Origin of the sequence: Nocardia sp. NPDC058480 (genome assembly GCF_042720495.1) — a bacterium.
In the GTDB taxonomy this organism is placed as follows: domain Bacteria; phylum Actinomycetota; class Actinomycetes; order Mycobacteriales; family Mycobacteriaceae; genus Nocardia.
Genome location: NZ_JBHXMN010000017.1, coordinates 33,748 through 59,672, shown reverse-complemented (window position 1 = coordinate 59,672; position 25,925 = coordinate 33,748). Strand labels below are relative to the sequence as shown.

22 protein-coding genes and 1 pseudogene are annotated in these 25,925 nt (G+C 66.8%); 11 read left to right on the top strand and 12 right to left on the bottom strand.

Annotation, left to right across the window (positions count from 1 at the left end; translation table 11 throughout):
• The first annotated feature begins 35 nt into the window (after positions 1-35).
• The 6 genes and pseudogenes from ACFWO8_RS28355 (at position 36) to ACFWO8_RS28330 (ending at position 4,337) form a co-directional block, all read left to right on the top strand.
• Positions 36-881 carry an LmeA family phospholipid-binding protein gene (locus ACFWO8_RS28355; RefSeq protein ID WP_378967294.1) on the top strand — a complete coding sequence of 282 codons (846 nt, stop codon included), beginning with the start codon at positions 36-38 and terminating at the stop codon, positions 879-881.
• A complete protein-coding gene (locus ACFWO8_RS28350) occupies positions 878-1,312 on the top strand; it encodes a thioredoxin family protein (RefSeq protein WP_378967287.1) in 435 nt (144 codons plus the stop codon). Before ACFWO8_RS28355 ends, ACFWO8_RS28350 begins: the two co-directional genes overlap by 4 nt.
• Before the next feature lie 435 nt (positions 1,313-1,747).
• Positions 1,748-2,197, top strand: a pseudogene (locus ACFWO8_RS28345) (DUF4395 domain-containing protein); the annotation flags it as partial.
• Between the two features lie 124 nt (positions 2,198-2,321).
• Positions 2,322-3,155 carry a sulfurtransferase gene (locus ACFWO8_RS28340; protein WP_378967280.1) on the top strand — a complete coding sequence of 278 codons (834 nt, stop codon included), beginning with the start codon at positions 2,322-2,324 and terminating at the stop codon, positions 3,153-3,155.
• A gap of 5 nt (positions 3,156-3,160) precedes the next feature.
• A complete protein-coding gene (locus ACFWO8_RS28335; protein ID WP_378967269.1) occupies positions 3,161-3,466 on the top strand; it encodes a DUF1416 domain-containing protein in 306 nt (101 codons plus the stop codon).
• 178 nt (positions 3,467-3,644) lie between these two features.
• Positions 3,645-4,337: an FABP family protein gene (locus tag ACFWO8_RS28330; RefSeq protein ID WP_378967258.1), complete on the top strand. Its 693-nt coding sequence runs from the start codon at positions 3,645-3,647 to the stop codon at positions 4,335-4,337.
• Between the two features lie 325 nt (positions 4,338-4,662).
• Here the strand turns inward: ACFWO8_RS28330 and ACFWO8_RS28325 are convergent, their stop codons facing one another.
• The 5 genes from ACFWO8_RS28325 to ACFWO8_RS28305 form a co-directional block, all read right to left on the bottom strand.
• The gene (locus ACFWO8_RS28325; protein WP_378967245.1) at positions 4,663-6,249 is read right to left on the bottom strand and encodes an ATP-binding cassette domain-containing protein; all 1,587 of its coding nucleotides are present in this window, start codon (positions 6,247-6,249) and stop codon (positions 4,663-4,665) included.
• Between the two features lie 131 nt (positions 6,250-6,380).
• Positions 6,381-8,321: a thiol reductant ABC exporter subunit CydD gene (cydD, locus tag ACFWO8_RS28320; RefSeq protein ID WP_378967232.1), complete on the bottom strand. Its 1,941-nt coding sequence runs from the start codon at positions 8,319-8,321 to the stop codon at positions 6,381-6,383.
• Between the two features lie 102 nt (positions 8,322-8,423).
• Complete coding sequence (cydB, locus tag ACFWO8_RS28315; protein WP_378967206.1) at positions 8,424-9,452, bottom strand: cytochrome d ubiquinol oxidase subunit II; 1,029 nt, start codon at positions 9,450-9,452, stop codon at positions 8,424-8,426.
• 9 nt (positions 9,453-9,461) lie between these two features.
• Positions 9,462-10,916, bottom strand: a complete 1,455-nt coding sequence (locus ACFWO8_RS28310; RefSeq protein ID WP_378967200.1) for a cytochrome ubiquinol oxidase subunit I — start codon at positions 10,914-10,916, stop codon at positions 9,462-9,464.
• Between the two features lie 135 nt (positions 10,917-11,051).
• Positions 11,052-11,957 carry an aminodeoxychorismate lyase gene (locus tag ACFWO8_RS28305; protein ID WP_378967192.1) on the bottom strand — a complete coding sequence of 302 codons (906 nt, stop codon included), beginning with the start codon at positions 11,955-11,957 and terminating at the stop codon, positions 11,052-11,054.
• A gap of 122 nt (positions 11,958-12,079) precedes the next feature.
• Between ACFWO8_RS28305 and ACFWO8_RS28300 the strand changes: the two genes are divergently transcribed.
• The 4 genes from ACFWO8_RS28300 (at position 12,080) to ACFWO8_RS28285 (ending at position 15,296) form a co-directional block, all read left to right on the top strand.
• Positions 12,080-13,183: a YgfZ/GcvT domain-containing protein gene (locus ACFWO8_RS28300; RefSeq protein WP_378967187.1), complete on the top strand. Its 1,104-nt coding sequence runs from the start codon at positions 12,080-12,082 to the stop codon at positions 13,181-13,183.
• Positions 13,184-13,194: 11 nt separating this feature from the next.
• Entirely contained in the window at positions 13,195-13,863 is a 669-nt protein-coding gene (locus tag ACFWO8_RS28295) for an MOSC domain-containing protein (protein ID WP_378967181.1), read from the top strand.
• Between the two features lie 79 nt (positions 13,864-13,942).
• Complete coding sequence (locus ACFWO8_RS28290; RefSeq protein WP_378967174.1) at positions 13,943-14,893, top strand: asparaginase; 951 nt, start codon at positions 13,943-13,945, stop codon at positions 14,891-14,893.
• A 175-nt stretch (positions 14,894-15,068) separates the two neighbouring features.
• Positions 15,069-15,296, top strand: coding sequence for a DUF3073 domain-containing protein (locus ACFWO8_RS28285; protein ID WP_378967168.1), 228 nt, complete (start codon positions 15,069-15,071; stop codon positions 15,294-15,296).
• 287 nt (positions 15,297-15,583) lie between these two features.
• On the opposite strand, the gene purM is transcribed toward ACFWO8_RS28285, so the two are convergent.
• The 6 genes from purM to purF form a co-directional block, all read right to left on the bottom strand.
• Positions 15,584-16,663: a phosphoribosylformylglycinamidine cyclo-ligase gene (gene purM, locus ACFWO8_RS28280; RefSeq protein ID WP_378967163.1), complete on the bottom strand. Its 1,080-nt coding sequence runs from the start codon at positions 16,661-16,663 to the stop codon at positions 15,584-15,586.
• Between the two features lie 88 nt (positions 16,664-16,751).
• On the bottom strand, positions 16,752-18,416 hold the full coding sequence (locus tag ACFWO8_RS28275) for an ABC transporter ATP-binding protein (protein WP_378967156.1): 1,665 nt from the start codon (positions 18,414-18,416) through the stop codon (positions 16,752-16,754).
• Positions 18,409-19,359, bottom strand: a complete 951-nt coding sequence (locus ACFWO8_RS28270) for an ABC transporter permease (protein ID WP_378967146.1) — start codon at positions 19,357-19,359, stop codon at positions 18,409-18,411. Before ACFWO8_RS28270 ends, ACFWO8_RS28275 begins: the two co-directional genes overlap by 8 nt.
• The gene (locus ACFWO8_RS28265) at positions 19,360-20,400 is read right to left on the bottom strand and encodes an ABC transporter permease (RefSeq protein WP_378967991.1); all 1,041 of its coding nucleotides are present in this window, start codon (positions 20,398-20,400) and stop codon (positions 19,360-19,362) included. It abuts the gene before it with no gap.
• Between the two features lie 68 nt (positions 20,401-20,468).
• The gene (locus tag ACFWO8_RS28260) at positions 20,469-22,076 is read right to left on the bottom strand and encodes an ABC transporter substrate-binding protein (protein ID WP_378967139.1); all 1,608 of its coding nucleotides are present in this window, start codon (positions 22,074-22,076) and stop codon (positions 20,469-20,471) included.
• Between the two features lie 262 nt (positions 22,077-22,338).
• On the bottom strand, positions 22,339-23,919 hold the full coding sequence (purF, locus tag ACFWO8_RS28255) for an amidophosphoribosyltransferase (protein WP_378967130.1): 1,581 nt from the start codon (positions 23,917-23,919) through the stop codon (positions 22,339-22,341).
• A gap of 145 nt (positions 23,920-24,064) precedes the next feature.
• Between purF and ACFWO8_RS28250 the strand changes: the two genes are divergently transcribed.
• Positions 24,065-25,480: a YhgE/Pip domain-containing protein gene (locus ACFWO8_RS28250; RefSeq protein WP_378967120.1), complete on the top strand. Its 1,416-nt coding sequence runs from the start codon at positions 24,065-24,067 to the stop codon at positions 25,478-25,480.
• Between the two features lie 20 nt (positions 25,481-25,500).
• Here ACFWO8_RS28250 and ACFWO8_RS28245 read toward each other — a convergent pair whose 3' ends face one another.
• Positions 25,501-25,914 (bottom strand): sterol carrier family protein, encoded by a 414-nt coding sequence (locus ACFWO8_RS28245; protein WP_378967113.1) that lies wholly within the window; start codon positions 25,912-25,914, stop codon positions 25,501-25,503.
• Positions 25,915-25,925 lie beyond the last annotated feature (11 nt).

Genomic DNA, 25,925 nt, shown 5'->3' with positions numbered 1-25,925 from the left:
CCGCGACCCGCGGCGCCAGCCGCTAGTGTCACAGCATGCGCAAGCTGATCATCGGGCTTCTCTGCCTGGCCGGTTTGGCGGTGGTCATCGATTTCGGCGCCGCCGCCTATTCGGAATACCACGTTTCCCGTCAACTGCGGGCAGGCGCGGATCTGTCGGCCGACCCGGAAGTGACGTTCCACGGATTCCCGTTCGCCGCCCAGGCGATGAGCGGCCGATACGACGAAGTGACGATCCGTGCCCGCGGCATGCGCCCCGACATCCCCGGCGAGATCGGCATCGAGGCCACCCTCGAGGGCCTGCACGCCCCGGCGAGCCAGTTGCTCGACGGCGCGGCCCGCAATGTGCAGGTCGAACGGATCGACGCCAGGATGCGCATCGAACCCACCGAACTCGGCAAGCTCTTCGGCATCCCCGACCTGCAGGTCCACACCCGCCCCGCCGACAAGTCCGACGGCACCGGCGGTTCGGGCGGCTCCGGGATGACCACCGCGGGCGCGCTCGTGCTCACCGGCACCCTGGCAACGGCGCCGAACGGCCGCGTCCTCGGCGCGGGCGTGGTCCCCACCGGCAGCAGCACCCGGGTGCCCGTACAGGTGCAGGCCGACCTGCTGCTCGACGGCGATCAGGTCCGCATCCAGGCCACCGGCTTCTATCGGGACAGCAGCAGCGGCCCCACCGATACGACGGTCGACACCAAGTCCGAGATCCCCGAGGCCGATCGCGCCGCGGTGCTCGAGCGGTTCAGCCGTACCATCGATACCAAGGAGTTGCCGTTCGGTGTCGCACCGACCGAGGTGTCGGCGCTCGGCGGCCAGATCGTCGTCGAGGGTGTCGGCCGCAACGTCACCATCGACCTGGACCGATTGCAGCAACCATGATCGAGATCGTCATTCTGGCCGCCGTCATCGCGGCCGCCCTCGCGGTCGGCTTCTTCCTGTCGCGCAGGCAGGGAGAGGTTCGCCCGGCCACCCTCGACCCCGAGACGCATCAGCGCGCGCGCCTGCTCGGCGCCGCCGGTGTGACCGGCGAGGTCCCCGCGGTGCTGCACTTCTCCGCCGACTGGTGCGGCCCGTGTGACGCGGTCCGCCGGGTCGTCGCCGGCGTCACCGCCGAGCTGTCGGAGTCGCCGAACGCCCCGCGCGACATCGAGATCGACATCGACGCCGACCCCGCGCTGGCCCGTGAACTCAACGTCCTGTCCCTGCCGACGACCTTCGTCTTCGACGCCGAGGGCAAGGAACGCTTCCGCATCTCCGGCGTCCCGAAGCCGGGCGACCTCCGCACCGCCCTCGAACCTCTGACTGTTTGATTTAGCGGCTGGCGCCGCGGGTTTGCGGCCCCTGGTCCCGGCTCTTCCCTCCCTCCGGGCACTCCTTCGTCGCACCCTCCACTCAGTCCAGAGCCGGGACGGCCGCAAACCAGAACAGCGGCTGGCGCCGCCATCCAACGAGTCCAGAATCAGGACGGCGGCGAACCGAAACGGGGTCCCTGTTCATTCTCCGCCGAGACCGGGTAAACTACTTCTCGTGCAAACCGACCACGAGCTGATGCTCACCCGACGCCGCACAGTTGACCTGTGTCGCCTCGGTGGTTGTTGCTGCCTGTGCTGCTGAACGATCGGCCCTTTCTCTCCCGAGATTTCTGACGTCGATCTATGCCCGCCGCGTGAGCGATCCTCTTGGATCCCCCGGCGACCAGGTAGATCCCCCTGTAAGTGCTCATATGAAGCGCAGGAGTTCGCACAATGACCGTTTCCGATTCCCCACCTCGCGTCGACGTACGCGGGCCACGTTTCGTGGCCTGGATAACCACCGGCGTCCTGATCCTGGTGCTCCTCGTCAGCGCCTTCTCGACCGCCGCCGCCGCGATCCTGATCGGCCTGCAGGCCGTCGTCTTCGCGATCGGCGCGGTCGCCGGCCCGGTCAAGCACCCTTACAGCCGGATCTACGCCGCGTTCGTCGCGCCGCGTAATGGTCCGCCCACCGAGACCGAGCCCGTGCCGCCGCTGCGTTTCGCGCAAGCGCTCGGCTTCGTGTTCGCCGGTCTCTCCCTGCTGGGCTTCGCGCTCGGCTCCTCGATCGTCGGCGCGGTGTTCGCCGGCTTCGCCCTGTTCGCGGCGTTCTTGAACGCGGCGTTCGGGGTCTGCCTGGGTTGCCAGATCTATCCGCTGGTAGCCCGTTTCCGCCGGTCAGCTCCAGACATTGGCCGAACTGACCGGCCCTCCGTGGTTACGCAGGCTGCCTCCGCCGGGCCTGATGCCAACTCCGCCGCTCCGGCACCGAACTGACCTCCTGCACGTCATCTCTGAAAGGAACAACATGGCTCGCTCCGATGTCCTGGTCTCCGTTGACTGGGCCGAAGAGAACCTCAACGCCCCCGGCGTCGTCTTCGTCGAGGTCGACGAGGACACCTCCGCCTACGAGGGTGGCCACATCGAAGGCGCCATCCGCCTGGACTGGAAGGACGACCTGCAGGATCACGTTCGTCGTGACTTCGTGAACCAGGAGCAGTTCTCCGACCTGCTCTCGGCGCGTGGCATCAGCAACGACGACACCGTGGTGCTCTACGGCGGCAACAACAACTGGTTCGCGGCGTACGCCTACTGGTACTTCAAGCTGTACGGCCACAACGACGTCAAGCTCGTCGACGGCGGCCGCAAGAAGTGGGAGCTCGACGGTCGTCCGCTCTCGCGTGACGCGGTCTCGCGCCCGGCCACCCAGTACAAGGCCGCCGCGCCCGACCTGACCATCCGCGCCTTCCGCGACGAGGTCATCGCGGCCATCGGCGTCAAGAACCTGGTCGACGTGCGTTCGCCCGACGAGTTCTCCGGCAAGATCCTCGCTCCCGCGCACCTGCCGCAGGAGCAGAGCCAGCGGGCCGGCCACATCCCGACCGCGATCAGCGTGCCGTGGAGCAAGGCGGCCAACGAGGACGGCACCTTCCGTACCGATGCCGAGCTCGCCGAGCTCTACAAGGATGCGGGCCTGGACGGCGAGAAGGAGACCATCGCCTACTGCCGTATCGGTGAGCGTTCCTCGCACACCTGGTTCGTGCTGCAGGAACTGCTCGGCCACCAGAACGTCAAGAACTACGACGGCAGCTGGACCGAATACGGTTCGCTCGTCGGCGTGCCTATCGAGTTGGGAGCGTAATCAATATGTGTGCAGCACCTACCCAGGGTCAGGCCATTCCGGCCGGCGTCGATGTGGAGAAGGAAACGGTCATCACCGGCCGTGTCCTGAGCACCGACGGCCAGCCCGTCGGCGGCGCCTTCGTGCGTCTGCTCGACGGCAACGGTGACTTCACCGCCGAGGTCGTCGCCTCGGGCACCGGTGATTTCCGCTTCTTCGCCGCGCCGGGTTCGTGGACCCTGCGCGCGCTGTCCTCGTCGGGCAACGGCTCCGCCGAGATCAGCCCCGATGGCGCGGGCATCCACGCCGTGGACGTCGAGGTCGCGAAGTAAGATCTCACAACGGCCCTGGTAGTTCCTGTGCGGGAACTACCAGGGCCGTTTTCGTATCTGTTGCGAGGGGTAGCTAGACTTCGGTTGTGGTCATCTTCTTCGAGGTACTCCTTGTTGCCGTGTCGATTCTCATCGGCTGGTTCGGCCTTTACGTCTTCTACCGCCTCTTCACCGAGTCATGAGCGGGCTCGCCGGCGAAGGTAACGAACAGGCCGAGCGAGCGAGTAACGAGCAAGGCGCTCCGGCCGAGCGTCGTAGTGGCGACGAGGCAGTGAATGTCGCCGCTGAACGGGCGAAAGAGACCGGCGCCCGAAACATTTCGGTCCTGCCTGGTCTTCCCCTGCCCGAAGACACGGCCAATCTGCGCCTCGGCCCGGATCTGAACCACGCCATGCTCGCCCTGCTGCCGATGGTCGGCGTGTGGCGCGGCGAGGGCGAGGGCCACCACCCCACCGAGGGCGGCTACCACTTCGGCCAGCAGATCATCGTCTCCCACGACGGTGGCGATTACCTGGCCTGGGAATCGCAGACCTGGAAGCTCGACGCCGAGGGCGAGTACACCGGCCCGGACCTGCGCGAGAGCGGCTACTGGCGGGTCGGCGGTGAGGGCTCCGAGGAGATGCTCGAACTCCTGCTCATCCACAGCAACGGCGTGATCGAGCTGTACTACGGCAAGGCCCGCAACCATGCATCCTGGGAGCTCGCGACCGACGTCTCCATCCGCAGCGCGTCGGGCGCGGTAGTCGGCGGCGCGAAACGCCTCTACGGCATCGTCGAGAACGGTGACCTCGCCTACGTGGAAGAACGAGTAGACCCCGACGGCGCCCTTGTCCCCCGCCTGTCGGCGCGGCTGGTCCGCTACATCGGCTGACAATCTTCGCGAACGGCCCGTCCAGCTCTGGGCGGGCCGTTTTCGTCGTGAAATGGAGCGACCCCCGAGCCTTTCCATCGCATTCGGTGAACGCGATGGTCCCGGTTGGATCATCCGGGGGCTCGGGGGTCGGGTGACTGCCTGGGATTCGCTCAGCGCACCGCTGGGGAATCTCCCGCAGTGGAGCTGCTAGCGGGCAGCCACCTCACGCATCCGATGAACATACATTCTTCAGACCACCTCCTCTCTTGTGTACTGATGAATCTAGCTGCGCCCGGCGCGGTCGGCAATCGAATTAATTGCGGTGCTGACCTGGGCGAATGCATCAGTTCGCCGCGGCATGGGGATATTCGACGTGGCAGGTGCCGGTCGCGTCGACGGTGACGATCGTGTCGGCTCCGTGGCCGGGCGGGAGTTGGTGGGTGACAACGACAACTGTGCGATCGGGGGCGACGAGGCCGCTGTTCGCGTCCAAGAGGTCGCGCAGAATGTGGTCGCCTTCGGCTGCGGCCAGGTGTTCGGTCGGCTCGTCGAGGAGCAGGGTGTGCGCGGGGGCGACGAGGGCGCGGGCCAGCAGGATGCGGCGGCGTTGACCACCCGATACCGCGGCCGCACCGGCGGTGAGCGAGGTGTGCACACCGTCCGGCAACGAATCCAGCCAAGGCCCGAGACCGACTGTGCGCAAAGCGCTTTCGGCCGCATCGAGGCTGAGGTCACCACGCGCCACCCGCAGATTCTCCAGAATCGAGGTACCGAACAGATGCGCGTCCTCGGCGAAGAAGGTGACCCCGTCCCGAGGTGTATCGAACAGCCCGGCCCAGGCCATCAGCAACGTCGTCTTTCCCGCCCCACTCGGGCCGAGGACGACCACCCGCCGCCCCGCAGGCATCGCGATCGTGGCCGGCTTGTCTGCGGCCGCTGAGGGTTTCACCGAGGTGTCGCGAAGGCGATGCAGCGCGGCCCTTGCGGTGGTGAGGGTGGTCGCGGCGGCCGGGAGCGCACCGACTGCTTCGAAGGCGGAGAGGGGCACCAGGACGAGGATCGTCAGGGCCATCGGGGTCATTCCGCCGGGAAGTCCGCCGGTCGGTCCGTAGGCGGCGATGCCGACCAGCAAGGCGCCCAGTGCACTGATCCCGATCGAGAGCGGGGTCGCCGCGGCCGCCCAGGCGCTGCGCGACGCCGCCGAGTCCTCCGCGGCCACCGCACGATGAGAGGCCTTGTCCGCCACCGCGAGCGCCGCATCGAGGCGACCCGCGACGCGCAGTTCAGCGGCATGGTCGAGCACGGTCACCGCCTCAGCGGTGAACTCCGCCCGATCGGCCCGCACCGCGCGTTCGGCCGCCCGCGCGGCCACCGCCGACAGCCACGGCGCCACGATCCCCGAAACCCCGAGCGCGACAGCCAGAATCACCGCGGCGAGTGGCGAGATGATCGCGATCAACCCCACCGCCGCGAGCGACAACACCACCGCGACCGCGACCGGAACCAGCACCCGAACAACGACCGCCCCGAGGTCATCGATATCGGTACCGATGCGCACCAGCACGTCTCCGCGCCGCATCTCCCGGCCCGCCACGACACGCCGACCCGACGAGCCTGCCCGATCCCGCCACCACCAGACATCGGACTGGGCCAGCGTGCGATACACCGAGGTCCGGGCGGTAGTCATCGCCCGCAGCGCCACATCGTGGGTGGCCAGCCGCTCCAGGTACCGGCACAACCCCCGCGAGATACCGAGCGCCCGCACCGAGACCACCGCGACACTCAGATCGAGCACCGGCGGCATCTGCCACGCCCGCGCGATCAACCACGCGGCCAGCGCGGCGAGCCCGAGCCCGCTCCCCAGCGCCGCAACTCCCCACGCGATCGCCACAGCGACCCGCGCGGGCGACAACGCGAGCAGCCGCCACATGTCCCGAACATCCCGAATGAGGCCGAGGAGACCCTGGCCTTCCGATCGGTCCTGCCCGCGTCGAGCACGAACGCCGCCCTCTTCCGACCGATCCGGTCGGCGATCACCCGCAGGAACATCCCCAACAATGCTCACGAGACCTGAACCTCCTGACCGGATCGGTCGGCGGACACCGCCATGCCCGCGACCACCTCGACGAGTATGTCCGCAGCTGCCAGAACTGTTGGGCGGTGGGCGATTACCACTACTGTCGCGCCGCGGTCGGCGAGGACGCGCAGGGTAGCGAGCACGCGTTGTTCGCTCTCGGAGTCGAGGTGGGCGGTGGGTTCGTCGAGGAGCAGGATCGGGCGGTGGGCGGCCAGCACCCGGGTCAGGGCGAGGCGCTGGCGTTGGCCGAGCGAAAGGCCGGTGCCGTTCTGACCGACGACGGTGTTCCAGCCGTCCGGGAGTTCGGCCAGCACGGCGTCGAATCCTGTTGCCGCGCTGACGGCTCGGAGATCCCAGTCGGGCCGGTCCGCTGCGGCACCCAGCAACTCCACGTTCTCGCGCAACGTCCCAGGAACCAGCACCGGGCGTTGCGGCAACCAGGCAATGCGGCTCCACCAGCCATCGGGGTCGAGTTCGCGAACATCGATCCCGTCGACCAGGACGGCACCTTCATCGGGTGCGATCAGCCCCAGAATCACTTGCACCGTAGTCGATTTCCCGCACCCGTTCGGCCCGGTCAAGACGGTCACCAGACCGGGTTCGAGAGCGGCCGACAGGTGATCGGGCGCGGTGCCCGCCCTGGCCGCGACAGTCAATCCGCGCAAGCTGATTCGCGCCGGTCCACCACCCGCATCGGCACCTACACGCGTTGTGAAACTGTCCCCCACCATCCGCCCCGACTGCACATCAGGCAGGCCAGATTCCCCGATCTCCCCGCGCGCTATCTCCGCGCCGGATGCGACGGCATCGCCCCATGCGGCACGACGAGGCGCGGATTCGATCCGCGGCCGCGCAACCGGTTCGAGCACCGCGAAAGCCCGGTCAGCGGCCGCCATTCCATCCTGCGCCGCATGGAACTTCTCCCCCACCTGCCGCAGCGGCCAGTACACCTCGGGAGCGAGGATCAGCGCCACCAGCCCGCCGTACAACGCCATCTCCCCGTACACCAGCCGCAGCCCGATCGTCACCGCGATCAACGCGACACTCAGCGTCGCGAGGCTTTCCAGCACCATCGATGACAGGAACGCGATCCGCAGCGCGCGCATGGTCCGCTGCCGCAGCGAATCACCCAGCGCCCGCACCTGATTCGCCATACTCGGCGCGCCGCCGCCTTCGCGCCCGAGCGCGCGCAAGGTGGGCATGCCGGCGAAGAGGTCGAGGATCTGGTCCGACAACCGGGTGGTCGCGGCGAGTGTCGCCTCGGCTCGCCCCTGGGTGAGGAGCCCGATGAGCACCATGAATACCGGGATCAACGGCACCGTGATCACCGCGATCAGTGCCGAAGTCGGATCGTGCAACGCGATGACCACCAGCACCACCGGCGGCACCAGACACGCCAGCAACAGCGCGGGTAGGTAGCCCGTGAACCATCCGCGCAACCCGCTCAGACCGTTGCCGACAACGACCGCGATCTCGGTCCGCCGCGCGTCGAGTTCCCTCGGCGGTAGTTCGGCACCGGCCCGCAGCACCGCCGTCTCGAGCTCCGCGACGACCGCGCTGCCGGCTCGATGCGCCAACCGGGCCTGCCACCAACTCGCCAGCCCCCGCACCCCGACAGCGATCGCGAGTACAACCAATTCCGTGATCCACGAACCGAGTTCACGCTTGGCCGGATCAGTGATAACCCCGGCGAGTACCCGCCCGAGCACAATGGCGATCACCACGATCGTCGCCGTGATCACCAGCGCCAGCGCGACCGCGATCACCAGATGCGGACGCGCCGACCGCGCGTACCGCCACAACCGTGGATCGACCGGCCGCCGACCGGACCGCTTCCCGCCTTCCCCGGACGGGCCGGGTGGCGCCACCGCGTCCGGCCCCGCAACCGCCGAGCCGCTCCGCGCGTCCGCCGACACCGCCGGCATAGACGCGACCCGTCCCGGTCCATCCTGCGACAAGCTTTCCGACACCACCGCGTCCGACCTTTCGCGAGCAAAACCTTCCCGGGACGAGGCCGACACCATCGCTCAGCCTTTACCGCTCAAAGGCAAACCCACCGGCGGCGGAATCTGTTCGACGCGAATCCGCTGCCGGAATACCCAATAGGTCCACCCCTGATAAATCAGCACCACCGGCGTTGCGATCAGCGCCGCCCAGCTCATCACCTTCAACGTATACGGCGTCGATGACGCGTTGTAGATGGTGAGGTCGTAGAGCGGACTGATGGTCGAGGGCAGCACATTCGGAAACATCGACCCCACGATCAACACCGTTGCCGAGACAACAGTAAGCGTCGTCCCGACAAAGGCCCATCCATCACGGCCCGCGAAATTGGCCACCGAGGCGAGAACAAGCCCGAGCACAGCAGTCACCAGAACAATCCAGGTCCACCCGGCGCCGTGGGCGAGCTGCGTCCACAATCCGAATCCGCCGACAACTACCGCGGTGGGAATCAGCAGCAACCTGACGATCCGCACAGCATCGGTCCGAACCTCACCCGCGGTCTTGAGCACCAGGAAAACCGCACCGTGCAACGCGAACAGCGCTGCGGTAGCCAATCCACCGAGCAAGGCGTACGGGCTGAGCAGATCCCCCACCGACCCGACGATCTGCTTGTCCGCGTTCAACGGCACGCCACGCACCATATTCGCGAACATCCATCCCCAAGCCAACGCCGGAATCCACGATCCGATCCCGATCCCGGCATCGCACCAGGCCCGCCACTTCGGATCATTGATCTTGCCCCGGTATTCGATCGCGCACACGCGCAGAATCAACGCGACCAGCAGGAGCAGCAGCGCCAGATAGAACCCCGAGAACATGCTGGCGTACCACTCGGGAAACGCCGCGAACAGCGCGCCGGCGGCGGTGATCAGCCACACCTCGTTGCCGTCCCAGACCGGCCCGATCGTATTGAGCACAACGCGCCTGCGCGTATCGGAGCCCTTACCGAGAATCGGCATCAGCATGCCGACGCCGAAGTCGAATCCCTCGAGCACGAAATAGCCGGTGAACAGCACGCCGATCAAGACGAACCAGAACTGTTGCAGACCCATCGTCGGCTCCTAGTACGCGAAGGAAAGTTGGGGAGTATCCGAGTCGGCCGAACTCTCGGCGGGCACCGGCGTGTCCGGCCCCGCGACGACATACCGTCGCATCAGGTAGCACCACACGATCGCGAGCGCGCCGTAGAGCAGCGTGAACACCACCAGCGAGAACAGCACGGTCCCGACATCGTGTTCGGAGACCGCCTGCTGCACCGTCATTCGAATATTCGGATCACCGGTCGGATTGGGCACCACCGCCCACGGCTGACGCCCCATCTCGGTGAATACCCACCCCGCGGCGTTGGCCAGGAACGGCGTGGGAATCGCGAGCAGACTCAGCCAGGAGAACCATCGCTGATTCGGCACCCGGCCACCGCGCGTCACCCAGAACCCGGCCAACAGCAGTAGCACCGACCCACCTGCCAGCCCGATCATGGCGCGGAAGGACCAGTAGGTGACGAACAGGTTGGGCCGATAGTCACCGGGTCCGTACGCGACGTTGTAGGTCTTTTGCAGATCGACCACACCGTCGAGCGTCACCCCGGTGAACTCCCCCTGGGCGAGGTAGGGCAGCACGTAGGGCACCTTCAGTACGTGGATCACACTGTCGCAATTGTTGTGCGTACCGACGGTGAGAACGGAGAAGTCGGGATCAGTCTCCGTGTGGCACAACGATTCCGCCGATGCCATCTTCATCGGCTGCTGTTCGAACATCAGCTTGGCTTGAATATCACCGGTGAAGATCAGTGCGGCACCGGAGAGCGCGACCACTACCAGCGAGGCGCGCCCGACCGGTCGCCACATTGTCCGCGCCGCTTCGAGTTTCACCGGATCACCACTGCGTGCGTTGCGCACCATCCACCAGCCTGCGATGCCCGCTACGAAGGTGCCCGCGGTGAGAAACGCGCCCGCCACCACATGCGGAAACGCGGCCAATGCCGTGTTGTTGGTGAGCAGCACCCAAATGCTTTCCAGCTCAGCGCGTTCGGTCTCCGGGTTGTATCGCGCGCCCACCGGATGCTGCATGAAGGAATTGGCCGCGACGATGAAGAAGGCCGACGCGTTCACCCCGATGGCGACGATCCAGATCGTCGCCAAGTGCACCAGCTTCGGCAGCCGGGTCCACCCGAAGATCCACAATCCGATGAACGTCGACTCCATGAAGAACGCGATCAACGCTTCCAAAGCCAGTGGCGCACCGAAGACGTCGCCGATGAAGCGGGAGTATTCGCTCCAGTTCATCCCGAACTGGAATTCCTGCACGATGCCCGTCGCGACCCCGAGGGCGAAGTTGATCAGGAACAGCTTGCCGAAGAATTTGGTCAGCCGGTACCAGCGCTCGTCGCCGGTGACCACCCACGCGGTCTGCATCATCGCGATCAGCGGAGCGAGTCCGATGGTCAGCGGAACGAACAGAAAGTGGTAGACGGTCGTGATCCCGAACTGCCACCGGGAGACATCAAGGGTGTCCATCCGACCTCCACCGATCTACTACGACGACTTGTAGTAGATCGTACGCCCGGAATTACCCCGATCGAGCGTGACAACCGCCACGGCCCGCGGAAACCGTTCCCGCAGGGGCACGCCCACCCGTGCCCCACGCGCGGATCACCAGTCTCCGATGGTCCCCGGCCGTTCGATGCCCAGATCGACCATGTCGATGATCTCCTGGGCATTGTCGGGCGCCGACAAGCGAATGCCGTCGAGCTGGTTCACTCGGGCGGCGAGGGTGATGCTCGACAGCAGCCAGATGCTGTCACAGTCGAAAAGGTCCGCGGTGAACAGTGTCTGGTACTTGCACGACCAGCCGGACTTCTCCGCCACGTTGAACAGTGCCCGCTGCGTGACACCGGGCAGCACACCGCTTTTCGCGGGCACGGTGATGAGTTCCTTGCCGCGTGCGATCACCACCGACGAGCGCGGCCCCTCCAGCACCTTGTGTTCGGTGCTGTGGAAGATCACGTCCTCGGCGCCCATCCGCCGCGCGAACCGCAGCGCGGCCATATTGGTCGCGTACGACAGCGTCTTCGCGCCGAGCAGCTGCCACGGCGCCGCCTGCGCGAGGTCGACCGAGATGCCGCGCGCCAGCGACATCACCTTCACGCCCTCCGCGCGCGCCGTCGCGACCCGCGCGGGCACTGGGGAGACGAGCACATACGCGGTGGGCTGTGGGTCCTCCGGCGCCAGCTCCGAGCGCGGCGCGTCGAATTCCGAGTCGCGACCGCGGGTGTAGATCAGCCGCAACATTCCTTCCTCTTCCGATCCCCATTCCTTCACGGCCAGTTCCACCGCGGTGCGCCATCTCGACAGACCCGGCTCCGGTAGTTCCAGCGCCTGCGCCGAACGACGCAGCCGCGCCAGGTGAAATTCCAGCGCGGTAGCCGTGCCGCCGCGCACCAAAATAGTTTCGAATACTCCATCGCCGCGTAGTGCGCCGATGTCGTCGGCATAAAGCGACGGCACGTTCGCGTCAGCGACCGTCCCGTCGAGTGTCACAAGAACCCGATCTCCCATGTGCCGAGCGTAGGCGTTATCGCTCTGTTATGCCTACGGCTGGATCGAATCGAGCTCGCGACGCGCGCCGTGAGGACTACCAGGTTCAGCGCGCGTCGGCAGACGCGCCTACAGTGGGTGTCGTGTCACAGGTCGTCGTCCCCAGTCCTGTTCTCTCTTCGCCGGGTGCCGTCGCGGGTGCTCCCGACACTCCGGACGCCGCGGTCGCCTGGCATTACGGTGACCCGTTCGGAGAGCAGAAGGCCGCCGCGGAGCGGGTCGCGGTCGTTGATCGCTCCCATCGCAGCGTCGCGACAATCACCGGTGCCGAGCGCCTGACCTGGCTGCACACCATCACCAGCCAGCACATCGCCGCGCTGCCCGACGCGCACAGCGCCGAGACGCTCGACCTCGATCTCAACGGCCGCGTCCTCCATCACTTCGTCCTCACCGACCTCGACGGCACCCTCTGGCTCGATACCGAGGCCGACCGCGGCGCCGAGCTGCTGGCCTTTCTGAAGAAGATGGTGTTCTGGGCCGACGCCAAACCCGAGGCCGCCCCCGATCACGCCGTGCTGAGCCTGCTGGGCCCGCGAGTGGACACGCTGCTCGACACGCTCGGCATCGCAGCGCTGCCCGAGACCTATGCCGCCGCGGCGCTGCCCGGTGGCGGCTTCCTGCGGCGGATGCCGGACTCCTTCGACTTGATCGTCCCCCGGCCCGAGCTCTCGGCATGGTGGACCAGGCTCACCCAGGCCGGGGCCGCCCCGGCGGGCATGTGGGCCTACGAGGCGCTGCGAGTGGCCGCACTGAGGCCCCGCGTCGGCGTCGACACCGACGAACGCACGATCCCGCATGAGACCCGCTGGATCGGCGGCATCTCCGAGCACGGGGCCGTCCACCTGAACAAGGGGTGCTACCGCGGGCAGGAAACCGTCGCCCGGGTCCACAACCTCGGCAAGCCCCCACGCAATCTCGTGCTCCTGCACCTCGACGGCTCGGCCGACGAGCGCCCGTCGACCGGGGACGACGTGACCGCGGGTGGGCGCACCGTCGGCCGCCTCGGCACCGTCATCGACCACTACGAACTCGGCCCGATCGCCCTGGCCCTGGTCAAGCGTTCGGTCCCCGCGGGCACCGAACTCGTGGTCGGCAGCATGGCCGCCGCCATCGACCCCGACTCGATCCCCATTGACGACACCGAGCAGGCGGGGCGCGCCGCCGTCAACCGGTTGCGCGGGCGATGAACCGTCCGGTCATGCGCGTGGGCGATACCGGCCGCGTCGAGGCCGTGTGCGTCGTACACGCCGAGATCGAGGTCCGCACGCGCGTCGGCCGCACCGCCATCGACAAGCGTCCTGTCGATGGCCGCGTAGCCGTGGCCGCACTCGGCCTGGCCGGTGACCACGTCTGCGACACCGCCAACCACGGCGGCATCGACCAGGCCGTCTACGCCTACGCCGAGGAGGACGCCCGCCGCTGGGCCGGCGAGCTCGACCGCGAACTGCCCGCGGGCTGGTTCGGCGAGAACCTGCGCCTGACCGGCCTCCCGGTCAGCGACGCGGTGCTCGGCGCGCACTGGGCGATCGGCGACACCCTCCTCGAGGTGAGCGCGCCCCGCGTGCCCTGCGCGACCTTCCAGCAGTGGTCCGGCGAACCGCGCTGGGTGAAACGCTTCGCCCTGCGATCCGACACCGGCGCTTACTTCCGGGTGCGCACCGAGGGCACGATCGGCGCGGGCGACGAAGTCCGCGTGGTCCACGTCCCCGAACACGGCATCACCGTGCGCGATCTGTTCACCGGCGCCGACCCCGCCCGCCTCGAACGCCTGCGCGCGGAAGAACCGACGATCTCCGCCGACGTCCACATGCAGATCGACCGCCACACCCGAACCCGCACCCGCGTCACGGTAGAGGTCAGGGGATGAACGATCCGCAGGTCACCACGGAGGTCAGCAGGATGAACCCCCCGGAGACGACGACTCGCTTCATTGCGGAGGTCAGCGAATGAGTGTCGAATTGGTCGAGGTCGTCCGTTCCGGTTTTCGTGAGTGCGTGCACCGCGGATCCGTGGTGATCCTCGACGCATTCGGCACCCCCACCCTCGAACTCGGCGAGATCCACGGCCCGATCTTCCCGCGCTCCACCAACAAGCCGATGCAGGCACTGGCCCTGCTGCGCAACGGTTTCGACCCCGTCGACGACGACGAACTCGCCATCGCCACCGCCTCCCACTTCGGTGAACCCGACCACATCGCCCTCGTCCGTCGTCTGCTCGACCGCTTCGGCCACACCGCCGAAGACCTCGCCTGCCCACCCGACCTGCCCTTCGAGGAAAACGCCCGCGCCGCCGCGATCACCGGCGAAGGCCCGAGCCCGCTGTACATGAACTGCTCCGGCAAACACGCCGCGATGCTGGCGACCTGCGCGATCAACGACTGGCCGCGCACCGGATACCTCGAGATCGAGCACCCGCTTCAGCAAGCGGTCCTGGCCACCGTCGCCGACGTCACCGGCGAACCGGAGACCGATCTGGGTATCGACGGCTGCGGCCTGCCGATCGTGCCCGTCTCGCTGGTCAACCTCGCGCGCGCCTTCGCCGGCTTCACCACGGCCGAGTCCGGCACCGCGCCGCGCCGGATCGCCGACGCCGTTCGGGCGAATCCACGAGTGATTTCCGGCACGAGCGGCCCGGATCTTCTGGCCATGTCGGCGACCCCTGGACTGTTCTGCAAGATCGGCGCCGACGGCGTTCACGCGGGTGCGCTACCCGACGGAAGGTCCTTCGCGTACAAGATCGAAGACGGTCACGATCGGGCCCGGATGCCGCTGACGCTGGCGATTCTGCGCGAACTAGGCGTCGAGTGGACCGATCAGCACACCCAACTCGCGGCCACCGCGGTGTTCGGCGGCGACGCCAGAGTCGGAGTGATCCGCGCGATCCCGGGAGTCATCTGAGACCGGGCAGTCTGGGCGAAGAAGGGGCAAACCGGGGCGCTTCGACAGGTCTTCACCCACTCATGGGAGCGCGACGGTCTGACACACGCTAAAGTGTCTGTCAGGAAGAGTATTAATTCGAACGGGGCCGCCAACAAACCCCAGGCCGCCCCGCAGTGACGCGAGGGGGTCAGCCATGGGCCGTGGCCGGGCTAAGGCAAAGCAGACCAAAGTCGCACGTGAGCTCAAGTACAGCTCCGCGCCGACCGACTTCGCGAGCCTTCAGCGCGAGCTGTCGGATAGCGATGCTCCGCTCTACTCCCAACCAAGGAGTGGTGCAGTGCTGTCCGATGAGCACGATGCGGACGAGTCGTCGTCTCGTCGAAACGACGAGGACGACGGCTACGACAGCTGGCGCCGCTGACCAACAGCGACGAAGGGGGAGGCCATCCGGCCTCCCCCTTCCAGCCGTTCTCAGGTGAGTGACGACAGGCTCGCAGTAACAGTACGGCGAATACCTGAATACGCGACGAGCGTCCTGTGCACACACAGGACGCTCGTCGTGTTCGCCGCCTCGAGGCCCCGACCACCCCGAGCCGGCAGGAAAATCCCTCCGGTACGGGTTAACCGATCAGTGGCCGGAACAAACCCCGCAACGCACGTGAGCCGGGTCGCGGCGATCGCGACCCGGCTCAGTGGTAATTGCGTCGATCAGAACCTGGGGTGGTCGCCCAGCAGCACCGCACGCGGCGCTTCGACGTCAGCGGCCTTCTTGACCTGACCCAGCGTCCAGCAGTCGATGTGGCGGGCGGTGAGCACCGCCAGCGCACGATCAGCGTCCTCGGGCGCCACGATCGCGACCATGCCGACGCCCATGTTGAACGTCTTCTCCATCTCGATGCGCTCCACGCGTCCGCGCTGAGCGATCATCTTGAACACCGGCGCCGGGTTCCAGGTGCCACGATCCAGCTCGGCCACCAGGCCGGCGGGCAGCACGCGCGCCAGGTTGGCGGCCAGGCCACCACCGGTGACGTGCGAGAAGGTGCGCACATCGGTTTCGGCGATCAGCGCGAGGCAGTCCTTGGCGTAGATGCGGGTCGGCTCGAGCAGTTCCTCACCGAGGGTGCGGCCGAACTCCTCGACGTGGCCGGTGAGCGACATCCGGTCGATGTCGAGCAGCACCTTGCGGGCGAGGCTGTAGCCGTTGGAGTGCAGACCCGACGAGCCCATCGCGATGACGACGTCACCGGGACGCACCCGGTCGGGACCGAGCACCGAATCGGCTTCGACAACGCCGACGCCCGTCGCGGACAGGTCGTAGTCATCGGGATCCATCAGACCCGGGTGCTCGGCGGTCTCGCCACCGAGCAGTGCGCAACCGGCCTTGATGCACCCCTCGGCGATGCCGGAGACCAGCTCGGCGACCTTCTCCGGGATGACCTTGCCGATGGCGATGTAGTCCTGCAGGAACAGCGGCTCGGCGCCACAGACCACCAGGTCGTCGACGACCATGGCGACCAGATCCAGCCCGACGGTGTCGTGCTTGTCCAGTGCCTGGGCGACGGCGATCTTGGTGCCGACGCCGTCGGTGGAGGCGGCGAGCAGCGGTTCCCGGTATCCGCCCTTGAGCGCGAACATCCCGGCGAAGCCGCCGATACCGCCCTGCACCTCGGGTCGGCTGGCCTTCCTGGCCAATGGTCCGAACAATTCGACGGCGCGGTCACCGGCTTCGATGCTCACGCCTGCCGCGGCGTAGGAAGCGCCTGCACCGCTGGGTGTCTGTTCAGTCATTGTGGGGGAAAGCTCCAAACCGAATCGGCGGATAGATGCCTACTAACTCTAAGTGATCCGCCAGTCCGGGTGTCGTGCGGCTCCTAGGTCATTGTTCCAGTTCGGGGGTTAGTGTGGCGGCGATCTCGGCGCGGCGGCGCCGCTGTTCGACCGGGTCGGGGACCGGAACGGCGGCGACGAGGCGGCGGGTGTACTCGTGTTGTGGGTCGCGCAGGATCTGTTCGTTGTCGCCTTCCTCGACGCAGGATCCCTCGCGCAGGACCATGATCCGGTCCGCGAGCTGGTCGACGACGGCGAGGTCGTGGCTGATGAACAGACACGCCCAACCGCAACCACGCTGCAAATCGGCGAACAGTTCGAGCACCGCCGCCTGCACCGACACATCCAGCGCACTGGTCGGCTCGTCGGCAACGAGCAGATCCGGGTCGAGCACGAGCGCCCGCGCCAGACTCGCCCGCTGACGCTGCCCACCGGACAGTTCGTGCGGGTACCGGCCCTCGGTGCCCGCGGGCAACTGCACGTCGTCGAGCATGTGCCTGACCCTCGCGCGGATGCTCGCCTTGTCGCCGGTGCCGTGCACGACCAGAGGTTCGGCGACGCATTCGCCGACGGTCAGGCGCGGATTGAGCGAACCGGCCGGATCCTGGAACACGAATCCGAACCGCCGCCGGATCGGCCGTAGTTTGCGCTGGGACAGCTCCCCGATGTCCTGCCCACGAATCAGCACGTGCCCCGCGCTCGGCCGCTGCAGCGCGGCCACACAGCGCCCGATGGTCGACTTGCCCGACCCCGACTCGCCGACCAGGCCCAGGGTCTCCCCCGGCCTGATCTGCAAGCTGACGCCGTCGACCGCACGGAACGCGGGCCGCCCGAACGGCCCGGGGAACGTGACGACCAGATCCCGCACATCGAGCACCGGCTCGACGGACCGGTCGATCGCGGGCCGCTCGATAGTCGCCGCGCCGAGGTGCGGAACGGCATCGAGCAGCGCCCTGGTGTAGTCGGCCTTCGGGCTCGCGAACAGCTCGTGCACCGGCGCCTGTTCGACCACCTCGCCCGCGCGCATCACCACCACCCGGTCGGCCAGGTCGGCGACGACACCCATGTTGTGGGTGATCAGCACGATCGCGCTGCCGAGCCGATCACGCAGATCGCGCAGCAGTTCCAGGATCTCGGCCTGCACCGTGACATCGAGCGCGGTGGTCGGCTCGTCGGCGATGATCACCTTCGGCTCACACGAGATGGCGATCGCGATCATCACCCGCTGCTTCTGCCCGCCGGAGAGCTGATGCGGGTAGTAGTCCACCCGATGCTCCGGGTCGGGCAGCCCGACCGTGCGCAGCAGCTCGATCGCCTTGGCCTTGGCCACTTTTCGGCTCATCCCACTGTGTGCGCGCAGTGCTTCACAGATCTGGAACCCGACCGTGAACAGCGGGTCGAGCGCACGCGCCGGTTCCTGGAACACCATCGACACCTCGCCACCGCGCAGTGCGGTGAGCTGCCGTTCGGTCATCGAGGTGACCGGCCGATCGCCGATGGTGACCAGCCCGCGCACCGAAGCCGAATGCGGCAGCAGCCCGATCGCGGTGCGCGAACTCACCGACTTGCCCGACCCGGACTCGCCGACGATGGCGAGCACCTCACCGGGGAACACCTCGTAGGACACATTGCGCACCGCGTTCACGGGTCCGCTGTCGGTCGAAAAGGTGACCGAAAGGCCCGAAACAGCCAGTGCGGCAGTCTTTTCACTCATCGACTGTTTCCTTGTCTGCCGAGGTGACCGCACGCCTGGTGCGCAGCAGCGGGTTCAGCGTTTCGTCGAGGCTCTCGCCGACCAGCGTCATCCCGAGTACGACCAGCACGATCGCGGTTCCGGGGAAGATCGAGGTCCACCAGATGCCGTTGGAGACATCGTTGAGCGCCTTGTTCAGGTCGTAGCCCCATTCGGCGGCCTGGGTCGGCTCGATACCGAAGCCGAGGAAACCGAGCGCGGCAAGGGTGAGAATGGCGTCCGCGGCGTTGATGGTGACGATCACCGGCAGCGAGCCGGTGACGTTGGACAGGATGTGCCGGAACATGATTCGCGTCGTCGACGCACCGGTTACCCGGGCGGCATCCACATACGGCTCGGTCTTCACCGCGACCGTCGCGTTGCGCACCACCCGGAAGTACTGCGGCACATAGACAACCGTGATCGCGATGGCCGCCGACAGCATGCCGCCGAGGCTGCTCGACGTACCACCGGCGACAACGATCGACACCACGATGGCGAGCAGCAGCGACGGGAACGCGTAGATGGCGTCCATGATCAGCACCAGCATCTTGTCGACCCAGCGCCCCACATACCCCGACAGCAGCCCGAGCGGCACGCCGACCAGCAGCGACAGCGTCACCGAGATCGCGATCACCAGCAGCGCGGTGCGCGCACCGAACAACACCCGCGATGCCACGTCCTCGCTCCGCACCGAGGTACCGAACCAGTGCTCGGCCGAGGGCCCCTGCTGCGGCACGAAAGCCACACCGTCAGCGGTGTTCTGGGCCAGCCCGTAGGGCGCGAGCAACGGCGCGAACGCCGCAACGAGCACGAACACCGCGACCAGCACCAACCCGGTGATGAGGGTGACCCGTTGCAGTCCAACAGTTTTCGACAACAGCTCGGCGCCGGGCAGACGCCGTCGTTTCACAGCGGTGGACATCTAGAACCTCACCCTCGGGTCGATCAGCGCGACGATGGCGTCGACGACGAAGCTCATCACCGCGACGACCAGCGCGATGAACGCCACGATGCCCTGCACCGCGATGAAGTCGCGCGCCCGCAGATACTCGGCGAGCTGATAGCCCAGGCCTTTCCATTCGAACGTGGTCTCGGTGAGCACCGCGCCGCCGAGCATCATCGCGATGCACATGCCCATCACCGTGATGATCGGGATCAGCGCGTTGCGCACCGCGTGCCTGCCGGTGACCACCCGCGTGGACAACCCGCGCGCCCGCGCCGCCTCGACGAAATCGCTACGCAGCGTCTGGATCAGGTTCACCCGCACCAGCCGCAGGAAGATGCCGCCGGTGAGCAACCCCAGTGCCACCGCGGGCAGCACCGCGTGTTCGAGCACGTCGAGCACATAGGACGGTTCGCCGTAGAGGACCGAATCGATGATCAGGATGTTCGTCTTCGGCGAAACATGTTGCAGCGCGAGCTCTACGTCCGTGCTGGCCCGCCCGCCGACCGGGAACCAGCCCAGCCACACCGAGAAGATCAGTTTGAACAGCATGCCGACGAAGAACACCGGCGCCGCGTAGGCGAGCACCGCGGAGAACCGCAGGAACGCGTCCGCCGCCGTATCCCGGTGCGTCGCCGCGTATCTGCCCAGCGGGATGCCGACGGCGAACGCGACGAGCAGACCCCAGAAGACGAGTTCGAAGGTGGCGGCACCGTAGGTGATCACCACGTCGGCGATCTCTTGATTGTCCTGCGTCCGTCCGAAGTCACCGTGCAGAAAGCCGGTGATGTACTCCCAATACTGCGTCAGGATAGGGCGATTGAGCCCTGCGGCTTCCTTGCGTTCCTCGATCTGATCCTGGGTCAGTCGACCACCCATGGCCGCGCTGATCGGGTCACCGATCACCCGCATCAGGAAGAACACCACTGTCACCAGCAACCATGCGGTCGGCAGAATCAGCAACAGCCGAATCAGCAGGTACCGCAGCAAAGCCACCTGGCGGGAACCCCCGCCGCGCATCCACCCGAAACGCTGCGCCCGGACCGGTGATCCGGGCGCAGCGGCAACGTCACTCACTTGCGCGTCGCTTACTTGCTCAGCACCGTGAAGCGGAACTTGAAGGAGCCGTCGAGGGTCTGATCGACACCGGAGACGCCCGGCTTCGACACCGCCACCTGCTTACCCGAGAGCAGCGGCAGGGTCGGCAGGAAGTTCTGCGCCAGATCCGTCTGGATCTTCTTCAGGAGCTCGGTCCGCTTCGTCGGGTCGGATTCGGTGGCCTCGGCGGTCAGTTGAGCGTTGATGCCGGGGTTCTCGAAGTGCGACTGCAGGAAGTTGTTCGGGCCGAAGAACGGCGTCAGGTAGTTGTCGGCGTCCGGGAAGTCCGGGAACCAGCCGAACTGGTACATCGGGTAACCGTCGGAGGCACGCTCCTTCTGGTAGGTCACCCACTCGGTGGACTGCAGGTTCACCTTGAACAGGCCGGAGGCCTCGAGCTGGGACTTGACCGCCGCGTACTCCTCCGAAGAGCTGGAGCCGTAGTGGTCGGGGTTGTACTGCAGGTTCAGCGTCACCGGGGTGGCGACGCCCGCGTCGGCGAGGAACTTCGCGGCCGCGACCTTGTCCGGCTTCGCGCCGTAGAGATCCTTGAGCGGCTCGGCCGAACCGGCCATGCCGGCGGGCACGTAGCCGAAGGCGGGCTGGTAGGTGCCCTTGTAGACGCCGGCGGCCAGCGCCTCGCGGTCGACCGACGACGCGAATGCCTTGCGCACGGCCAGCTTCTGCGCCGGCGTGTCGCCCGGCATGGTGTTCATGTTGAACACGACGTAGCGCAGCTCGCCGCCGGGGCCGTCGGTGACCTTCACCTTGGAATCGGCTCGCAGGGAGTCGATATCGGTGGGGGTGAACGAGCGGTAGCCGACGTCGATGGCGCCGTTCTGCAGGTCCAGCTTCAGGTTGTCGGAGGTGGCGTAGTACTTGGTCGACACCGTGGTGTTCTTCGGCGTGCCGAGGATGCCCTGGTAGTCGGGGTTGGCCTGGTATTCGACCAGCTTGTTCTTGTCGTAGCTCGAGATCGTGTACGGGCCGGAGTAGCCCTTGGCGGCGACGACCTCGTCGTCGGTGGCGACCTTGTCGGCTGGGAAGACCTTCTCGTCCACGATCGGGCCCGCCTGAGTCGGCAGGATCGTCGGGAAGGTCTGATCGTTGGCGACCTTGAGTGTGAACGCGACGGTGAGATCGTCGATCATGTCGGTCTTGTCGAGATTGCCGAGCAGCGAGGCCGGACCGTGCGGGTCGTTGATCTTGATCATCCGGTCGAAGGAGAACTTCACGCTCTTGGCGGTCAACGGGTTACCGTTGGCGAATTTCAGCCCGGATTTGATCTTGCAGGTATAGACCGTCGGAGTGGTGAATTCGCACTTTTCCGCCGCATCGGGCTTGGGCGTGGTATCGCCCGGCGCGAAGTTCAGCAGATACGAATAGATCTGGTTCTCCACCAGCAGCGAACCGTTGTCGTACGCCGCGGCGGGATCGAGCGAGAAGATCTTGTCGGTGGTACCGACGACCAGGCCCGCACCGGAGCCTGCTTCATCGGTGCGGCCAGAGCCACAACCGGCCAGCGCGGCGGCGACAGCGACGGTAATACCCACCGCGGCAATTTGTTTCGCGCGCGTACTTCGTGCCTTGTTCAACATCAGGTCCCATTCTCGAACGCCGCGCAGCCGTCGCACCCGGATCACAGGAGCGACGACTACATGGTGAGCTAGCGATATATCGAGGGACCGTACAGGTGATCCATTACCGGCCAGTTTCAAATGGTCCGAATTACTGCCGCCATGTTATGAACTAATCTTACGAAATTGCCGGTCACCGGAATTACTCTCGTACACAACACAAAAGGGGCCGATCAGGTTTATCCTGTCCGGCCCCTCTGGTGCGGTGTAGCGTCGGCGTGCGCTATGGACGACTGAGCGCGTCCACGTTCGCGTTCTCGCCCAACAGCTTCGACTCGGCCTTGCCCGAGAGCATCCCCTCGAGCACGTTCTTGCCGATGGCGGCCTCCGGCGGCAGTTCGATCGGGTAGTCGCCGGTGAAGCAGGCGGTGCACAGTCGCGAGCGCGGCTGTTCGGTGGCGGCGATCATGCCCTCGGTGGAGACGTAGCCGAGGGTGTCGGCGCCGATGGAGCGGCGCACGTTCTCGACCATGTCGGCATAGCTGTCGTCGGCACCGGTGCCGTTGGCGATCAGCTCCGCGCGCGAGGCGAAGTCGATGCCGTAGAAGCAGGGCCACTTCACCGGCGGCGACGCGATGCGCACGTGGATCTCGAGCGCACCCGCCTCACGCAGCATGCGGATCAGCGCGCGCTGGGTGTTGCCGCGCACGATGGAGTCGTCGACGACGATCAGCCGCTTGCCGCGGATCACTTCCTTCAACGGGTTGAGCTTGAGCCGGATACCCAGCTGACGGATCGTCTGGCTGGGCTGAATGAAGGTGCGGCCCACGTAGGCGTTCTTCATCAGGCCCTGGCCGTACGGAATGCCGGAGCCCTGGGCGTACCCGACCGCGGCGGGCGTACCCGACTCGGGCACCGGGATCACCAGGTCGGCGTCGACCGGATGCTCCTTGGCCAGCTTGCGGCCGATCTCCACCCGGGTGGAGTGCACCGAGCGACCGGCGATCGTGGTGTCGGGACGCGCCAGGTACACGTACTCGAAGACGCAACCCTTGGGCTCGGGATTGGCGAAGCGCATGGAGCGCACACCGTCGGAGTCGATGGCCAGCAGCTCGCCGGGCTCGATCTCGCGGACGAACGCGGCGCCGACAATGTCGAGCGCGGCGGTCTCGGACGCGACCACCCAGCCACGATCGAGCCGGCCCAGCACCAGCGGGCGCACGCCGTGCGGATCCCGCGCGGCGTAGAGGGTGTGCTCGTCCATGAAGGTGAGGCAGAACGCGCCGCGCAACTGCGGCAGCAGTTCCATCGCGGCGGCTTCGATGCTGGAGTCCGCCGAGGCGTGCGCCAGCAGCGCGGTGACGATGTCGGAGTCGGAGGTGGCGCCGGTCATCTGCGGGCGACCGTCGATCACACCGGCGCCGATCAGGCCGAGTTCGCGTGCGCGACCGGCCAATTCGGCGGTGTTCACCAGGTTGCCGTTGTGGCCCAGCGCCAGGCCGGAGCCGACGGAGGTGGTGCGGAAGATCGGCTGCGCGTTCTCCCAGGTGACGCCACCGGTGGTGGAGTAGCGACAGTGTCCGACGGCGATATGCCCCGGCATGGCCGCGAGAGTCTGCTCGTCGAAGACCTGGGAGACCAGGCCGAGATCCTTGAAGACCAGGATCTGGGAACCATCGGAAACGGCGATTCCGGCCGCCTCCTGCCCGCGATGCTGCAGGGCGTACAGGCCGTAGTAGGTGAGCTTGGCCACGTCTTCGTCGGGAGCCCAGACGCCGAAGACGCCACACTCCTCGCGAGGGTCGTGTTCGATCTCGTCGGGGGTATTGGGCGTGGGGACGATCGTGGGATCGACGTCGGTCACCGTTTGCTCCCTGTTCGGGCGGGCTGGGGGCACTAGTCAGTCTACGGGTCATCTGCAGCAGGCAGTACGCGCGCTCGCATCCCGGCAGCAATCCACTGGTCACGAACTCGCCGATCGGCCACAAATAGCTGTTACGGTGCGGATCGTGACGGACGACAGTGCACACGTTGCAGCCGGTGAAACCGGGTCGGATAGTAAGAACACCAACGCGGAGCTGATTGATTCCGGTCAGGCACCCGCTCGCGAAGCGACTTTCCCCACATCGATCATCGATCGGCGTCACTGGGCCCGGATCGTGCTCTCGCCCACTGCGGTGCTGACCGTGCTCACCGCCCTGCTCGGCGTGATGTACCTGGGCTATATCGCCGACCCGGAGAAGAATCTGCACGACTTCCCGATCGCGCTGGTCAATTCCGATGTCGGCGACGTGATGGGCTCGGGTGATCAGCGCAAGCAGGTCGATTTCGGCAAGCAGGTCACCGACGCGCTCGTCGCCGGTGTGCCTGCCGACAAGGTGGATCTGCGCGTCGTCGGAAAATCGGAGTCCGAACAGTTGCTGCGCACCGGGCAGGTGTACGGCGCGATCATCATCCCCGGCGATTTCAGCAAACGCCTGGGCATTCTCGGTACGGGCAGCATCGTGCCCGGCGAGATGGAACGGCCGATCATCACCCTGCAGTCCAATCCGCGCATGGGCGCCTACGGCGTCGGGATCATGCAGCGCATCGGCGACCAGGCGCTGACCGAGGTCGACAAGCAGGTCGGCATCCAACTGACCGAGCAGGTACAGGCCACTCTGGCCGAGACACCGGCGGGCGCACCGCCGCCGCAGGTGTCCGGCGCGGCGATGATCACCCTCGAGAGTCCGATCGATGTGGTCGCGCAGGACTTCCGTCCGCTGCCGAGCGGCACCGGGATCGGCCTGACCGCGTTCTTCTACTCGCTACTGCTGCTGCTGGCAGGCATGGTCGGGGCGATGGTCATCCACACGATGATCGATTCCCAGCTCGGCTTCATGCCCACCGAGTACGGCCCCTGGTCGGTGCACTATCCGCCGACCCCGATCTCGCGCTTTCGCACCCTGCTCATCAAATGGGGGGTATCCGCGCTGGTCTCAGTGGTTGTTTCGCTGGTGTTCCTGCTGGTGGCGAAGGTGGTTGGCATGCCGGTCGACAATCCGCTCGCGCTGTTCCTGTTCTCGGTGCTCGCGATGATCGCTGTCGGCTGGACCGCCCTCATGACGCTGGCCGCCCTCGGTACCGCGGGTCTGCTGGTGAACCTGACCCTGTTCGTCATCCTCGGGCTGCCGTCCTCCGGCGGTACCGTCCCGATCGAGGCGACGCCGACCTACCTCGCGTGGCTCGCCGAATTCGAGCCGATGCACCAGGTGTTCCTCGGTGTCCGCTCGATCCTGTACTTCGACGCCGGCTACGCGGCGGGTCTCGATCGCGGCATCTGGATGTCGCTGCTCGGCATCGCGATCGCCGTCGTATTGGGCACGATCATCACCCGCTACTACGACTACAAGGGCCTGCACCGCAAGCACACCGCGGCCGCCTGAGCCCGGCGACCCGGCTGCCGCTACCCGGCGGCCGGGTCGGTCCGCGTTGGCAGCGGCACAATCGGCAGCCACCCCGCGATCTCCCCCGCTCTGGTCCCCGACGCGCTCACCATCCCCGCCTGCACCGCGTCGTCGAATCCGAGCAGCCCGGTAGCCAGCAACAACCAGGTCCGAGCATCGGTCTCCACCACATTCGGCGGATTCCCCCTGGTATGCCGAGGCCCCTCGATACATTGCACCGCCACGAACGGCGGCACCCGAACCTCCACCGAATGCCCCGGCGCACTGCCCGCCAACGCCCGCACCGTCCCCTTCACCGCCGCCCCCAACTCCCGCCGCCCCGGCACCGGCAACCCCGGATCCCGCAACCACTCCCCCACACCCAACACAGCCGCCCGCACCTCCGCGGGATCAACCACATTCCGTCCAGCCATACCCGAGACGC

What these genes read in the sequence shown, in the direction of transcription:
- ACFWO8_RS28355 (WP_378967294.1), top strand. Translation starts at nt 36, where the DNA reads ATGCGCAAGCTGATCATCGGGCTTCTCTGCCTGGCCGGTTTGGCGGTG.
- ACFWO8_RS28350 (WP_378967287.1), top strand. Translation starts at nt 878, where the DNA reads ATGATCGAGATCGTCATTCTGGCCGCCGTCATCGCGGCCGCCCTCGCG.
- ACFWO8_RS28340 (WP_378967280.1), top strand. Translation starts at nt 2,322, where the DNA reads ATGGCTCGCTCCGATGTCCTGGTCTCCGTTGACTGGGCCGAAGAGAAC.
- ACFWO8_RS28335 (WP_378967269.1), top strand. Translation starts at nt 3,161, where the DNA reads ATGTGTGCAGCACCTACCCAGGGTCAGGCCATTCCGGCCGGCGTCGAT.
- ACFWO8_RS28330 (WP_378967258.1), top strand. Translation starts at nt 3,645, where the DNA reads ATGAGCGGGCTCGCCGGCGAAGGTAACGAACAGGCCGAGCGAGCGAGT.
- ACFWO8_RS28325 (WP_378967245.1), bottom strand. Translation starts at nt 6,249, where the DNA reads ATGTGGCGGCTGCTCGCGTTGTCGCCCGCGCGGGTCGCTGTGGCGATC.
- cydD (WP_378967232.1), bottom strand. Translation starts at nt 8,321, where the DNA reads ATGCCGGCGGTGTCGGCGGACGCGCGGAGCGGCTCGGCGGTTGCGGGG.
- cydB (WP_378967206.1), bottom strand. Translation starts at nt 9,452, where the DNA reads ATGGGTCTGCAACAGTTCTGGTTCGTCTTGATCGGCGTGCTGTTCACC.
- ACFWO8_RS28310 (WP_378967200.1), bottom strand. Translation starts at nt 10,916, where the DNA reads ATGGACACCCTTGATGTCTCCCGGTGGCAGTTCGGGATCACGACCGTC.
- ACFWO8_RS28305 (WP_378967192.1), bottom strand. Translation starts at nt 11,957, where the DNA reads ATGGGAGATCGGGTTCTTGTGACACTCGACGGGACGGTCGCTGACGCG.
- ACFWO8_RS28295 (WP_378967181.1), top strand. Translation starts at nt 13,195, where the DNA reads ATGCGCGTGGGCGATACCGGCCGCGTCGAGGCCGTGTGCGTCGTACAC.
- ACFWO8_RS28290 (WP_378967174.1), top strand. Translation starts at nt 13,943, where the DNA reads ATGAGTGTCGAATTGGTCGAGGTCGTCCGTTCCGGTTTTCGTGAGTGC.
- ACFWO8_RS28285 (WP_378967168.1), top strand. Translation starts at nt 15,069, where the DNA reads ATGGGCCGTGGCCGGGCTAAGGCAAAGCAGACCAAAGTCGCACGTGAG.
- purM (WP_378967163.1), bottom strand. Translation starts at nt 16,663, where the DNA reads ATGACTGAACAGACACCCAGCGGTGCAGGCGCTTCCTACGCCGCGGCA.
- ACFWO8_RS28275 (WP_378967156.1), bottom strand. Translation starts at nt 18,416, where the DNA reads ATGAGTGAAAAGACTGCCGCACTGGCTGTTTCGGGCCTTTCGGTCACC.
- ACFWO8_RS28270 (WP_378967146.1), bottom strand. Translation starts at nt 19,359, where the DNA reads ATGTCCACCGCTGTGAAACGACGGCGTCTGCCCGGCGCCGAGCTGTTG.
- ACFWO8_RS28265 (WP_378967991.1), bottom strand. Translation starts at nt 20,400, where the DNA reads ATGCGCGGCGGGGGTTCCCGCCAGGTGGCTTTGCTGCGGTACCTGCTG.
- ACFWO8_RS28260 (WP_378967139.1), bottom strand. Translation starts at nt 22,076, where the DNA reads ATGTTGAACAAGGCACGAAGTACGCGCGCGAAACAAATTGCCGCGGTG.
- ACFWO8_RS28245 (WP_378967113.1), bottom strand. Translation starts at nt 25,914, where the DNA reads ATGGCTGGACGGAATGTGGTTGATCCCGCGGAGGTGCGGGCGGCTGTG.